Origin of the sequence: Flavobacterium sp. KACC 22758 (genome assembly GCF_028736135.1) — a bacterium.
In the GTDB taxonomy this organism is placed as follows: Bacteria; Bacteroidota; Bacteroidia; order Flavobacteriales; family Flavobacteriaceae; genus Flavobacterium; species Flavobacterium johnsoniae.
In genome coordinates this window covers 4485999-4498941 of sequence record NZ_CP117878.1, presented here as the reverse complement: position 1 = coordinate 4498941, position 12943 = coordinate 4485999, and the positions used below count along the sequence as shown (strand labels likewise).

General features: G+C 34.3%; 14 protein-coding genes. 5 read left to right on the top strand and 9 right to left on the bottom strand.

The genetic code is table 11. The features are described from left to right. Positions 1-17: 17 nt before the first annotated feature. Complete coding sequence (locus PQ462_RS18810) at positions 18-554, top strand: hypothetical protein (protein ID WP_274251163.1); 537 nt, start codon at positions 18-20, stop codon at positions 552-554. Between the two features lie 26 nt (positions 555-580). Here the strand turns inward: PQ462_RS18810 and meaB are convergent, their stop codons facing one another. From meaB to PQ462_RS18785, 5 genes are all read right to left on the bottom strand, one after another. Beyond that, a complete protein-coding gene (meaB, locus tag PQ462_RS18805) occupies positions 581-1672 on the bottom strand; it encodes a methylmalonyl Co-A mutase-associated GTPase MeaB (protein WP_274251162.1) in 1092 nt (363 codons plus the stop codon). A 287-nt stretch (positions 1673-1959) separates the two neighbouring features. After that, the gene (locus PQ462_RS18800) at positions 1960-2601 is read right to left on the bottom strand and encodes an NAD(P)-dependent oxidoreductase (protein WP_012026982.1); all 642 of its coding nucleotides are present in this window, start codon (positions 2599-2601) and stop codon (positions 1960-1962) included. A 58-nt stretch (positions 2602-2659) separates the two neighbouring features. Then, on the bottom strand, positions 2660-3067 hold the full coding sequence (locus PQ462_RS18795; RefSeq protein ID WP_012026981.1) for an RrF2 family transcriptional regulator: 408 nt from the start codon (positions 3065-3067) through the stop codon (positions 2660-2662). A gap of 149 nt (positions 3068-3216) precedes the next feature. Then, a complete protein-coding gene (locus PQ462_RS18790) occupies positions 3217-3681 on the bottom strand; it encodes a DoxX family protein (protein WP_274251161.1) in 465 nt (154 codons plus the stop codon). 54 nt (positions 3682-3735) lie between these two features. Further along, positions 3736-4302 carry a Crp/Fnr family transcriptional regulator gene (locus tag PQ462_RS18785; RefSeq protein ID WP_274251160.1) on the bottom strand — a complete coding sequence of 189 codons (567 nt, stop codon included), beginning with the start codon at positions 4300-4302 and terminating at the stop codon, positions 3736-3738. A 103-nt stretch (positions 4303-4405) separates the two neighbouring features. On the opposite strand from PQ462_RS18785, the gene PQ462_RS18780 reads away from it, so the two are divergent. Together PQ462_RS18780 and PQ462_RS18775 are read left to right on the top strand one after the other, a co-directional pair. Next, the gene (locus PQ462_RS18780) at positions 4406-5317 is read left to right on the top strand and encodes an AEC family transporter (RefSeq protein WP_274251159.1); all 912 of its coding nucleotides are present in this window, start codon (positions 4406-4408) and stop codon (positions 5315-5317) included. Between the two features lie 111 nt (positions 5318-5428). After that, on the top strand, positions 5429-6067 hold the full coding sequence (locus tag PQ462_RS18775) for a peroxiredoxin (RefSeq protein ID WP_073408764.1): 639 nt from the start codon (positions 5429-5431) through the stop codon (positions 6065-6067). 175 nt (positions 6068-6242) lie between these two features. On the opposite strand, the gene PQ462_RS18770 is transcribed toward PQ462_RS18775, so the two are convergent. The 4 genes from PQ462_RS18770 to PQ462_RS18755 form a co-directional block, all read right to left on the bottom strand. Continuing rightward, positions 6243-8480: a cation:proton antiporter domain-containing protein gene (locus PQ462_RS18770; protein ID WP_012026978.1), complete on the bottom strand. Its 2238-nt coding sequence runs from the start codon at positions 8478-8480 to the stop codon at positions 6243-6245. Positions 8481-8610: 130 nt separating this feature from the next. Next, on the bottom strand, positions 8611-9957 hold the full coding sequence (purB, locus tag PQ462_RS18765; RefSeq protein ID WP_274251158.1) for an adenylosuccinate lyase: 1347 nt from the start codon (positions 9955-9957) through the stop codon (positions 8611-8613). Between the two features lie 89 nt (positions 9958-10046). After that, positions 10047-10739 (bottom strand): sterol desaturase family protein, encoded by a 693-nt coding sequence (locus tag PQ462_RS18760; RefSeq protein WP_274251157.1) that lies wholly within the window; start codon positions 10737-10739, stop codon positions 10047-10049. Beyond that, a complete protein-coding gene (locus PQ462_RS18755; RefSeq protein WP_274251155.1) occupies positions 10736-11437 on the bottom strand; it encodes an SIR2 family NAD-dependent protein deacylase in 702 nt (233 codons plus the stop codon). The genes PQ462_RS18760 and PQ462_RS18755 overlap by 4 nt, the downstream gene beginning before the upstream one ends. 166 nt (positions 11438-11603) lie before the next feature. Here PQ462_RS18755 and cysC point away from each other — a divergent pair, with 166 nt between their 5' ends. Next, entirely contained in the window at positions 11604-12128 is a 525-nt protein-coding gene (gene cysC, locus PQ462_RS18750; RefSeq protein ID WP_274251154.1) for an adenylyl-sulfate kinase, read from the top strand. A 123-nt stretch (positions 12129-12251) separates the two neighbouring features. After that, on the top strand, positions 12252-12935 hold the full coding sequence (locus PQ462_RS18745) for an aspartyl/asparaginyl beta-hydroxylase domain-containing protein (protein ID WP_274251153.1): 684 nt from the start codon (positions 12252-12254) through the stop codon (positions 12933-12935). Positions 12936-12943 lie beyond the last annotated feature (8 nt).

The window sequence follows — 12943 nt, the reverse complement described above, 5'->3', positions numbered from 1 at the left end:
AATTAAATTAATTTATTATGAAAAATTTACAACAAACAAAATCGAAAGTATTAAAAGCAATGTTAGTTTTTGCGTTTGCCGCTTTTTTTATAAGCTGTAACAACGATTCTAGTGAAGATCAAAATGCTCAATTATCAAATACAGAGCAGGAAAATCAACCCAATACTCAAAGATATTTACCTCACTATGAAGGAACTATTGTGCGAGCCTGGGGAGCGCATAATATTGACTGCAGCCAGCCGGAAGGGTTTTGTAATTTTGTTTATTACGAATGGAGAACCTATGGCTTTGCGAAACCAAATCCTGACGGAACACCAGTACGTGTTGCAAATGAAAAAGGGAATTTTGTTATGGAAATTCAAAAAAGCGCTTTAACCGCAGAACACAAAAAAGTATTATTACGAAATGGAGACGTTTATGTAATACCCGAAGGGCAAACTATAGTTCCGGAATTAGTCAAATCTCTTAAGTTCAATTCAGACATTTTAATTCCTGGTAAATATCGTATCGTAGAAAGTGAAGATACTTATACAATTTCAATCAATGTAAAATAAATGAAATAGTAAAAAGCTTTAAGGAATTAGAAGCTCTTTTTATATTCGTTTAATAAAAGCTGAGCGGCTGCAAAAGGTGATATTTCATTATTTTGCACCGCTTTTTTATTTTGTTCCAATAATGAAATGATTTCAGGCTGATTGTAGAAATTTTGTTTCAGCTGTTCGTTGATAGTTTCCATCATCCAAAACTGGTTTTGTTCGTTTCGTTTTTCCTGAAAAAAGCCAGACTCTTTGGTCATTTCAAAATAATCAGAAATGGTATTCCAAATTTCTGAAATGCCGTCTTTTGTAATCGCACTGCAAGTAGTCACTTTTGGCTGCCAGTTTGATTTTTTTGGAGGAAATAAATGCAAAGCGCGGTTAAATTCAAGTTTCGCCTGATTTGCTTTCTTAATATTATCACCATCTGCTTTATTAATGACAATGGCATCTGCCATTTCCATAATGCCGCGTTTTATTCCCTGAAGCTCATCACCCGCACCGGAAATTTTCAATAAAAGAAAAAAATCTACCATGCTGTGAACCGCAGTTTCGCTTTGGCCAACTCCAACAGTTTCAATAATTATAGTATCAAAACCTGCAGCTTCGCACAAAATAATAGTTTCGCGGGTTTTACGGGCAACACCGCCTAAATTTTCGCCCGAAGCACTTGGTCTGATAAAAGCATTTTCATCTTTTACCAATTCTTCCATTCTGGTTTTATCACCCAGAATACTTCCGTGAGAGATTGAACTGCTTGGATCAACAGCCAAAACAGCGACTTTTTTTCCAATCTGAGTTAAAGAAGTTCCAAAAGCTTCAATAAAAGTACTTTTTCCAACTCCGGGAACTCCGGTAATTCCTATGCGGATAGATTTATTGGCATGAGAAATACAGCCATTTATAACTTCTTCTGCCTTTGCCGTATGCTCGGGATTAGTGCTTTCAACGAGCGTAATTGCACGACTCAAAGCAGTTCTGTTTCCTGCTAGAATTCCAGTAATTAATTCTGCTGCCAAAGGCTGTTGTCTGCGTTTGTTTTTAATTTGATTGATAGCCGAAACATTGGTAATTTCAGGAGATGAAATTCCAGCTTTTTCAGTTAAACTTCCCGACTGTTTTTTAAAACTTGACAAAATACTTTTTTAATATTGTAAAAGTACAGAAAACAAAAACAGTTTCAAAAGGTTAGTTTGTCACTAATTGCACGAATTTACACGAATTTGTTATCCTATTTTTTCTTTCTGAAGGAATTAGAAGAATTGATACAAAAAGACCCAACAAATGTTGTTTAGCAGTAATTTTTAACATAAAGAAACCCGACAGATTTTAAAAACCTGTCGGGTTTGAGTAGTATTGCAGCGTTTCCTGCTCAGAATCATATAAAACTTAGCATCTTAGAACCTTAGCACCTTTTAAAGAATTAATAAGCAGCTGTAAATCTAACTTGGTGATGTTTTGGATTTTCTGCTTCATCAGCAATAACAACTGCTAAATCCTCTACAGATAAAATACTTCTTTGTTCGTCATTAAATACAGGGTTTTCTAATCCTAAACGGTATTTTCCTGTTCTTCCGGTTGTAATTCCCTGATGCATTTCAAAAGCAGGGCTGAAAAATGCCCAGTCTAATTCTTTTTCTTCTTTTAGGATATTTAAATAATCTCTTGCAGCCGTAGCACCTGCGTGATATTCTTTTGGAAAATCTGGTGTGTCAACCGCTTGTAAACCCGGAGCTACAAATAAACTGCCCGCGCCTCCAATTGTGATGTAGCGTTTTACACCTGATTTTTTTACCGCTTCCTGAATGGCTTTTGATCCGGCAATAAAATCATCATAAATATTTGGGTTTGTCCATCCTGAATTATACGCATTGATAACAGCGTCATTTCCTTTTAAAATTTCTGCTAATTCATTTACATTAAAGATATCAGCACTTTTCCATGTCACATTTGCTGTGTCTTTTGGGTTTCTTGCAATAGCTGTAATATCGTGTTTTCTGTCTGCTAATTCGTTTAAAATTGCTGAGCCAACAAATCCTGTTGCTCCAATAATTGCGATTTTCATAATATATAAATTTATTTAGTAATAAAAAATGTTACAGTTTTGGGTAAAAAAATAGTTTTTAAAATTGGTTCGAAAAATCCTCTAAAGAAATTCCTTCTAATTGTGCACTCACTTTCTCATTCATATCAGCATATAAATTGGCCAGATGCTGATTAATATTCTTTCCAACAGGACAATCCGGATTAGGCTGGTTTTTAGCATAACCTAAACCAATGGTCTCAAAAGTCATTTCAAAAATCTCTTTTAAAGTCAGTTTAGAAGAATCAACGGCCAGTTTGGTTCCGCCATTTTTTCCTTCTTTACTTTCTACAATATGATGTGCTTTTAGGTTGGCAATTTCTTTTCGAACCAAAACCGGATTTAAATTAATACTTCCCGCAATAAACTCAGATGACAAATAATCATTCGGAAATTTATTGAGCAGAGTAAGAATGTGAATCGTTATGGCAAATTTACCTGAAAGCATACTGTAATAAAATATGTTACAAATGTAGGCGCTTTTTTGGAATAAAAAATATTTTTTAACTAAAAATTAATTTCTTTTGTTTCAGGTCATTAAAGAAGAGCAGAAGGAAATGCACAACGTTCAATAAATGATGCGCATTTCCGAAATAACTATTTGATTTTTAATTGATTTCTGATAGAAGAAAAATAAATCCAAGCTATAAAAAGAAGTTGCAAAGGGATTCTAAACCATAAGTAAGAGATTCCTTTTCCTGTATAGTCAGCACTCTGTAAATTTATATTATGATAGGAAGCGTAAATATTAGCAGGAAGCAGTACTATAAAAAAGAGTATAAGCAGCCAGCCTGTAAGTAATCTCATTTTCGGAATCAAGAGCCCAAGAGCGGCTATAATTTCGATTATTCCTGCAATGTATACAATTGCCATTGGAAAAGGAAGAAATGAAACCATCATGGTCATTCCTTTTGCAAATACAAAATGACTTATGGCAGTAAATACCAGCATAACTGACATCGCAATTCTGCCTGCTTGCGAAATTTCAAATCTTTTGGTTATAAGCTTTATAATAAGCAGCGAAATTGTAAAAGTCCCTAACAACACAATTAAAGTTTCCATATCTTTTTTTATGCAAAGTTGCAATGTGATGGAAACAAAAACAATGAACCTGGGTTAATAAATTCGTTTTCTTATTCTGCTCAAAGCCTGTGGTGTTATGCCAATATAAGAAGCGAGATATCTTTGGGGAATTTTTTCAATGAGTTCAGGCCGTTCTGTAAATAAATTGCGATAACGTTGTTCTGCAGAATCGTTGAGGAGCGAAAGTTCACGTTTAGATTTTTTAAGAAATAATCCCTCGCCGGCATAACGGCCAATCGTGTTTCCAATTTTTGTTTCGGTATAAATATCTTGTAAGTCAGCATATGATATTTGCCAAAGTATGGTGTCAGAAAGTGCTTCAACGGTATAATTTGCTGGTAATCTGGTAATAAATGAATCGTAAGCACTTGTAAATTCGCCGTCAAAAACAAACGCAAAAGTGAGATCATTATCTTCTTTGGGAATATAATATCTTACCATCCCTTTTTCTATAAAAGACAAATAATTTTCAGTTTGCCCCATTTTGAGTAAAGGCATTTTTTTTGAAAATTCCCGACGTATGAGCTTAGACGAAAAAATAGCCCATTCTTCATCTGAAAGTTTAGCCATCCGCTCCATATTATCTCTTATTTGCTCCATCGATTTTTAAAATTACACACTAAAATAACAAAAATCTTATAGAAGGTGTAATTTGTTTTATACATCTGTTTATAAATGCCTATTTTTGCGTTGAAGCCTTGATATGAACAACTTTATTATAATATTCTTCTTTTTATTTTTAGGATTGCTTTTGCAAAACGTAAAGCGGTTTCCAACTCATATTTACAAAAGCATAAATAAAATTGTCATTTACATCTGCCTTCCAGCGATTACCTTATATCATATTCCCAAAATAAAATGGAGTAACGAATTGCTGTTTCCAATAGGAGCGGGGTGGATTAGTTTTTTTCTGGCTTTTGTATTTTTTCATTTTTTAGGAAGAAGGCTGGGCTGGTCTAATAAATTAATTGGATGTTTGGTTTTAACAGCCGGATTAAGTAATTCTTCCTTTTTGGGCTATCCAATTGTTGAAGCTTTATTTGGAAAAAAAGGTTTAGAAACTGCTGTTCTGGTAGATCAGCCGGGAACTTTTGTTGTGGTTTCGACTTTAGGTGTTTTTGTAGCGGCTTTCTATTCAAAAGGGAGTCCTGATTTTAAAAGTATAGCTAAAAAGATAATTTTCTTTCCGCCGTTTATTACGTTTGTTGTTTCGTGTTTATTAAATGTTTTAGACTACGATTTAGATGTCAATATACAGTCCTTATTATTAAAATTAGGAAGTCTGGTTACGCCTTTGGCTTTGTTTTCGGTTGGGTTGCAGCTGACTTTTGACCGAAAAAGCAAACATTGGAAATTTTTAAGACTCGGACTTTTCTTCAGACTGATCGTAACACCGCTTATCATTTTTATTCTGTATGTTTTTATTTTCAACCAGCATTCTGAAGCTATAAAAATTACGATTATTGAAATTGCAATGGCGCCCATGATTACAGGTGCAATTCTCGCTTCTACCTATGGTTTAAAACCAAAATTAAGCAGTATGATGATTGGTTTTGGAATTCCGATTTCGTTTGTAACCCTTGCCATCTGGTACTTTGTAGTTGGTTTTATTTAATTTAGAATAGTAATTAGATAGAGCTGATAGAATTTTAACTTTTTTTTAATTCTTACATGTTTTCTAAATGTATTTTTTAGTTAATTTTAGAGGAACTAAAAAATATAAATTATGTCAACATTAAGATTAGGCGATATAGCTCCGGATTTTCACGCAGAAACCACACAAGGACCAATCAATTTTCATGAATGGTTAGGAGATTCTTGGGGCGTTTTATTTTCGCATCCAGCAGATTTTACTCCAGTTTGTACAACTGAGTTGGGAACAGTGGCGAATTATGTTCCGGAATTTACCAAAAGAAATACTAAGGTTATTGCTTTGAGTGTAGACGGATTAGATTCTCACAAAGAGTGGATTAAAGACATTAATGAAACTCAAAATACAGAAGTGAATTTTCCAATTATTGCCGATGAAGATAAAAAAGTAGCGAATTTATACGATATGCTTCATCCCAATGCAAGCGATAAATTTACAGTACGTTCAGTTTTTGTTATTGGACCAGATAAAAAAATCAAATTAACATTGACGTACCCAGCTTCGACAGGAAGAAATTTTGATGAATTACTTCGTGTAATTGACAGTTTACAATTAACTGCAAATTACAGCGTTGCAACTCCTGCAAACTGGAAAGATGGAGAAGATGTAGTAATTGCACCTGCAATTCCTGACAGCGATATTCCGGCAAAATTCCCAAAAGGGCACACGCCTATTAAACCTTATTTGAGATTGACACCGCAGCCTAATAAGTAATCTGAGGTTCTGAGATACTAAGATGCTAAGGTTCTAAGTTTTTTTCTTAGAATTTTAGCATTTTTTTTTCTGAAAATAAACAAAGCGCCAAGATTTCAATTTTTAAATCTTGGCGCTTTTATATTAAAAACCTTAGTCCCTCAGCACCTTAGTCCCTTAGCGCATCTCAGCACCTTTATTTTGCTGTCAACAAAGCGGTCATTCTTTTTTTGTCACCTACAACCCAAAGGATGTCGTTTTTCTCTAAAATTAAACTAGATTCAGGATTTAAGATACGATTTCCGTTTCGTTCAATTCCCACAACCATTCCGTTTGTTTTGGCTCTGAACTGGCCGATACTTTTTTGAATAAATTCTTCCTGAGAAACTTCAAGCTGACGCAGTACAATGTCGGTTTCTTCTACTTTTGGCGGAGCTTCCGTTTCATTGTGGTTTAAATACTTGGTAAACTCAGTAATTTGGGCATCAGTACCAATAACACAGATTTCATCTCCGGGAAACAAACGTTCAGTTTTCATAGGAATCGGAATAGTTACTTCGCCTCGTTTAATGTAGGCAATATTGATTCCCAATTGTTCACGAATCTTTAATTCTTCTAATGTTTTTCCGGCTAAATTAGATTCTTTTCCAATATCAAAAAATGACATGTGACCGTCCCATGGCATTAAATTGGCATATCGTCTGTCGATCTTTTTGTTTTCGCGATCGTTTAAGTTCTTCAAAAAGTGATTTTCAATTCGGTGGTATTGTTCGTTTAATTTTTTAGGGAAAATTTGATACGCTCCAATTGCAATAATCAAGGCTACAAAAGCCACTAAAGGTGAGAAGAAAATATTCAATAGGAATCCAACGAAAAATAATCCAAGGCTCATTCTAATTAAAATAAGCATTAAAAGTGCGCCTCTGTATTTACGTTCTTCCCAAAGCGCTTCGACTTCGTCAACTTTTACACGGCGCAGTGAAAGCGCCCATAAAAACGGAGCAATGACAACGAGTGTCAATAAAGCGGCCAATGTATTTCCAAATCGGGTATCGGCTACTAATGGCGCTACAAATTTTGACGATAATAAAATTATAGCCGTAATAATTATAGTGTGCAGTATAATTTGTGTAATTGATGATCGTAATACAATCTGCCAGGTGCTTACAGATTTAATGGCCTGAGCATTTACGCTGTAACGGTTGATATTTTTAACCCATCTTTTGGGCATTTTTTGTTCCAGAAACTGAGCAAAAGATTCGGAATATTTAATTAAAAAAGGTGTTGTAAAAGTTGTAATAGCTGATACGGCAACGATTATAGGATACAAGAAATCGCTTGTAACTTTTAAGGTCATGCCCAGTGTTGCAATAATAAAAGAAAACTCTCCAATTTGCGCTAAACTCATTCCCGTTTGAACAGATTGTTTTAGAGGCTGTCCGGAAATTAAAGCTCCGATAGAAGAACTGAAAGCTTTTCCAAAAATGGTTAAAAGTGTAATTAAAGCCACCGGAAGGGCATAAGTTACCAGTGTTTCCGGGTTAATTAACATTCCCACGGATACAAAGAAAACAGCACCAAATAAATCTTTTACGGGCTGAATTAAATGTTCAATTTTTTCTGCCATTGTAGTTTCAGCAATAATAGAACCCATTATAAAGGCTCCTAACGCGGGAGAGAAACCAACATTTGCTGCAAAAATTACCATCATTAAACATAATGCCAATGAAATAATAAGCAGCATTTCATCGGTTAAAAGATGTTTGGCTTTTTTCAAAATGGTTGGAATGATAAATATTCCACCCAAAAACCATATAATTAAAAAGAAAACTAATTTTAAAACGGATTGTAATAATTCGCCTCCAGATACCTGATCGCTCACTGCAATGGTCGATAACAATACGAGCATTAAAATGGCTACGATATCTTCAACAATCAGGGCTCCAAATACAATCCCAACGAACTTTTTTCCCTTTACACCTAATTCGTCAAAAGCTCTGATAATAATGGTTGTTGAAGAAATCGAAAGTGTTGCACCAAGAAAAATACTATCCATTTGTCCCCAGCCCATCCATTGACCCACACAATATCCAATAAGCGTCATGAATAAAATCTGGGTTATTGCGGTGACGGAAGATGTCCCGCCGACTTTCATTAATTTTTTAAAGCTGAATTCGAGTCCTAAACTGAATAATAAAAATATAACCCCAATTTCTGCCCAAACTTCAACACTTTTCATGTCGGTTATCGAAGGGAAAAAATCAAAATGGTTTCCGGCTAAAAAACCTGCAATCAGGTAACCCAAAACCAAGGGCTGTTTCATTTTTTTAAATATAAGAACTGCGATTCCGGCAGTCATCAAAATCAATCCCAGGTCACTGATCAGGGGTTGCAAATGGTGTGTCGATTCGGCAGCGGCATTTAAGGCAATCATAAAGTGGTATTTGTTTTCAGGAATCTATTCAGTTTTTAATCTCAAATAGATTCACTGAACTGCTCCGGTTAAATAAAAAAAGCTATCTCGATAAAGATAGCTTTTTTTGATAAAATATTCTAGATTTTCTTTAAATTCCTGTGTAATTGCTAGGAGTTATCTGCATTAATTCTGCTCTAACTGTGTCAGAAACTTGTAAAGTTGCAATGAAATTATGAATCGCATTTTTATCAATTGCTTCATTAGTTCTTGTTAAACCTTTTAGAGCTTCGTATGGGTTTGGATAAGCTTCACGACGTAAGATTGTTTGAATAGCTTCTGCCACAACTGCCCAGTTTTTTTCTAAGTCTTCAGCAAACTTGCTTTCGTTTAAAAGTAATTTGTTTAAACCTTTAAGAGTAGCTTCAAAAGCAATAATAGTATGCCCAACCGGTACACCAACATTACGCAAAACAGTACTGTCAGTTAAATCACGCTGTAATCTTGAAATTGGAAGTTTAGCAGCTAAATGTTCGAAAATAGCATTAGCAATTCCTAAGTTTCCTTCAGAATTTTCAAAATCAATTGGGTTTACTTTATGAGGCATTGCAGATGAACCAATTTCTCCTGCTTTGATTTTTTGTTTAAAATAATCCATTGAAACATACGTCCAGATATCTCGGTCTAAATCGATAATGATATTGTTGATTCTTTTTAAACCATCAAAAAAAGCAGCAAAATGATCGTAATGCTCAATTTGAGTTGTTGGAAAAGAATGGTGCAAACCTAAATCGGTTTCAACAAATTTATTTCCAAATTGTTTCCAGTCAATCTGCGGGTATGCAACGTGGTGTGCATTAAAGTTTCCGGTTGCACCGCCAAATTTAGCAGCAAACGGAATATTGAATAACAAACGCATCTGCTCTTCTAAACGCTCTACAAAAACAAGAATTTCTTTTCCTAAACGAGTAGGAGAAGCCGGCTGTCCGTGTGTACGGGCAAGCATTGGAATATCTTTCCATTCAACGCTTAATTCTTTTAGCTTAGCAATTAAAGCTACTAAAGACGGCATGTAAACTTGTTCAAATGCTTCTTTTGTAGAAAGAGGAATTGCAGTATTGTTAATATCCTGAGATGTTAATCCGAAGTGAATGAACTCTTTGTACTGAGACAAACCTAATTTTTCGAAAGCATCTTTAATAAAGTATTCAACCGCTTTTACGTCGTGGTTGGTTACTTTCTCAGTTTCTTTAATCCAAAGCGCATCTTCAGTAGAGAAATTTTTGTAGATGTTTCTCAAACTGTCGAATAAATCTGAATTTACGCCAGAAAGCTGTGGTAAAGGAATTTCGCATAAAGCGATGAAATATTCAATTTCAACTAATACACGGTATTTTATTAAAGCTTCTTCAGAAAAGAAAGGTGCTAAATTTTGAGTTTTATTTCTATATCTTCCGTCAATTGGCGATATAGCATTCAATTCGTTTAGAGTAGTCATTGTTATGTTGTTTTTCGAAAGGTGCAAATATAAGTGATTGTTAAAACTTCTGAAAATTACTGAAGCTTTATTATGCCCTAACTTTCAATTTAAATCATGGTTTTGAAGATTTTATCCCAAAAAGTAAAATAAAATCCAAAATTATGAGCTTGATTCTTGTGATGATCGGAATGAAATTTTGTCGTAGAAATCCATTTTGTAAAATAACTTTTGTACCAAAAGGCCGGAAAAAGATCTTTTTCGATATGACCAAATATGCCGTACATTAAATTCAGGAACAAATAAATTATAAGACTAATATAATTGAACTGGAAAACAGAAATCAAAATGAGCCAGATAAAACCAAAACCCAAAGTTTCTACAGGATGAAGTACAAATAAACTGTAAACATTGGTGTCGACATGGGTATGATGCAGTTTGTGAATAGGATGAAACCATTTCAAAGTATGTGCAAGATAATGAAAGCAGAACATAAAAAAGTCCATTAAAATAATGAGTAGTAACGTGTCTAGAATAATTGAAATTATATTGTGGGAGAAATCAATTTTAATTATTTCTAATTGATACAATTCAAAACCCAGAACTGTAATCAATATGTTGCAAATGAGAGTGGATATAACCCATTTTTGATCTTGGCTGCTTAAAACGGTATTTTTAGGTTCAATTAGTTTTCCAATTAATACAGCAATCAATAACAGACTTATATTTTCGACAGAAAAAATAAGAAACTGAGCCAGAAAATGTAACTGACTTAATTGCTGTAATTGAGATTCTACATTCATGACAGGTTTTCTAATTCAAACAATTTTATCCTCATTTCTGCAACACCTTCTGTAGCAGTTTTAGCGATAACTTCAACTTTGTTTTGAATATTAGGGATAGAAATAGGTTTTGGGTCAATATAAAAAACCGGAGTAATGCTGTATGTGTACGAAATTAAACCTGCAGCAGGATAAACCTGCAGCGAAGTTCCAATAACGGCAAAATAATCAGCATTTTCTACAATTGGGATAGCTTGTTCGAGTGCAGGAACCATTTCTCCAAACCAAACAATATGCGGGCGCAGCTGATGTCCGTTTTCATCAAAATCACCTGTAAATAAATCATCCTGCCAGTCTAGAATTAACTCAGGATTTCGGGTGCTTCTCACTTTTAATAATTCTCCATGCAAATGCAGCACTTTTGTGCTTCCGGCGCGTTCGTGCAAATCGTCGACGTTTTGGGTGATAATATAAACATCAAAATCTTTTTCTAATTCAGCCAGAATCTGGTGGCCCAAGTTGGGCTGTACTTCTTTTAACTGCTGACGTCTTTTATTGTAAAAATCCAAAACCAGATCCTGATTTTTTTGCCAGCCTTCCGGAGTTGCTACTTCCATAACGTCATGTCCTTCCCATAAACCATCGCTGTCGCGGAATGTTTTAATACCGCTTTCGGCACTAATTCCGGCTCCGGTTAAAACCACAAGTTTCTTTTTCATTTTCAAATTTATTAAAAGATAAAAATAACAATTTCGAAAATGTAAGACATCTTTAAAGTGTTCTTTTTTTAATAATTTCAGATATCATAAACCGTAATTCTACTTATTGTTTGGGCATTGCAAATTATCTAGTTTTAACGTCTCAATTAAGAAAAGAAATTTCTAAATGCTTTTAATACAATTTACAGGATTATCGGGTTCGGGAAAAACGACATTGGCAGAAAATGTTCGGCATTTATTAATTCAAAACAATTATAAAGTTGAAATCATTGACGGTGATGTTTACCGAAAAACAATTTGTAAAGATTTAGGATTTTCTAAAGAAGACCGATGCGAAAATGTGAGACGTCTTTTTAATGTGGGACGAAATTTTGTTGAAGAAAATACCATTGTTCTCATGTCTGTCATAAATCCGTATGAAGATATTCGAAACGAATTGCGAAACCATGAGTTTGTTAGAACCGTATTTTTAGATTGTTCAGTCGATAATTTAATTGAAAGAGATCCAAAAGGATTGTACAAAAAAGCATTATTGCCAGACGGAAATCAAGATAAAATTAAAAACTTTACCGGCATAAGTGATGTTTTTGAAATCCCGCAAAAAGCCGATTTAATTCTTAAAACTGATTCTGAATCGGTGATGCTGTCTACTCATAAACTTTACGAATTTATAGTTTCTGCTATTTCGTAATCTGCCTGAAAAAATCAAATTTATAATTTGTAAAATTTTGCTGATGTATTCGGCTTTTAAATTCTTATAAATTATATATTTACAGGACAAAAGCCACAATATCAAATTTAATCTTTAGAGTATATGAATCCTTCGTCAAGCCAGCTTCCGATTACTTTTTCAATAGATAAATTACAGCAAGAACTCGCTTTATGTGAGAGCGAATTGTGGACACCGCATTTTAATACCCATCGTTATGAAGGAAACTGGACCAGTGTTGCTTTAAGATCACAGTCTGGTTTGATAAACGATATTACTTCTTTTCCAAACAAAGAATATCAAAATACGCCGCTTTTGGACCGCTGTGTTTATTTTAAAGAAATTACGGATTGGTTTCAATGCGAAAAAGAAGCTGTACGACTGCTTCGTTTGGGGCCGGACAGCGAAATAAAAGAACATGTTGACAATGATACGTCTTATGAAGATGGATTTTTTAGAATTCATGTTCCTATAATAACCAATTCACAAGTCTTTTTTTATGTTGACCATAAATTGGTTCCCATGAAAATGGGGGAGTGCTGGTATGCTAATTTTCAACTGCCTCATAGTGTAGAAAATAAAAGCTCAGAACCAAGAATTCACCTAACGCTTGATTGTATTCGAAATGAATGGTCTGACAAATTGTTTGCCGAAATGGGTTTTGATATTCACGCTTCGACAAAAAAAGAATATTCAGAAGAAATGAAACGGCGAATGATTGAGGAGCTTTCCCTGCAGGAACCATCAGAAATAAATGCTAAAATTATTGCAAGTCTTCAATCAAAATAATCATCATT

What these genes read in the sequence shown, in the direction of transcription:
- PQ462_RS18810 (WP_274251163.1), top strand. Translation starts at nt 18, where the DNA reads ATGAAAAATTTACAACAAACAAAATCGAAAGTATTAAAAGCAATGTTA.
- PQ462_RS18800 (WP_012026982.1), bottom strand. Translation starts at nt 2,601, where the DNA reads ATGAAAATCGCAATTATTGGAGCAACAGGATTTGTTGGCTCAGCAATT.
- PQ462_RS18795 (WP_012026981.1), bottom strand. Translation starts at nt 3,067, where the DNA reads ATGCTTTCAGGTAAATTTGCCATAACGATTCACATTCTTACTCTGCTC.
- PQ462_RS18790 (WP_274251161.1), bottom strand. Translation starts at nt 3,681, where the DNA reads ATGGAAACTTTAATTGTGTTGTTAGGGACTTTTACAATTTCGCTGCTT.
- PQ462_RS18785 (WP_274251160.1), bottom strand. Translation starts at nt 4,302, where the DNA reads ATGGAGCAAATAAGAGATAATATGGAGCGGATGGCTAAACTTTCAGAT.
- PQ462_RS18780 (WP_274251159.1), top strand. Translation starts at nt 4,406, where the DNA reads ATGAACAACTTTATTATAATATTCTTCTTTTTATTTTTAGGATTGCTT.
- PQ462_RS18775 (WP_073408764.1), top strand. Translation starts at nt 5,429, where the DNA reads ATGTCAACATTAAGATTAGGCGATATAGCTCCGGATTTTCACGCAGAA.
- PQ462_RS18770 (WP_012026978.1), bottom strand. Translation starts at nt 8,480, where the DNA reads ATGATTGCCTTAAATGCCGCTGCCGAATCGACACACCATTTGCAACCC.
- purB (WP_274251158.1), bottom strand. Translation starts at nt 9,957, where the DNA reads ATGACTACTCTAAACGAATTGAATGCTATATCGCCAATTGACGGAAGA.
- PQ462_RS18760 (WP_274251157.1), bottom strand. Translation starts at nt 10,739, where the DNA reads ATGAATGTAGAATCTCAATTACAGCAATTAAGTCAGTTACATTTTCTG.
- PQ462_RS18755 (WP_274251155.1), bottom strand. Translation starts at nt 11,437, where the DNA reads ATGAAAAAGAAACTTGTGGTTTTAACCGGAGCCGGAATTAGTGCCGAA.
- cysC (WP_274251154.1), top strand. Translation starts at nt 11,604, where the DNA reads ATGCTTTTAATACAATTTACAGGATTATCGGGTTCGGGAAAAACGACA.
- PQ462_RS18745 (WP_274251153.1), top strand. Translation starts at nt 12,252, where the DNA reads ATGAATCCTTCGTCAAGCCAGCTTCCGATTACTTTTTCAATAGATAAA.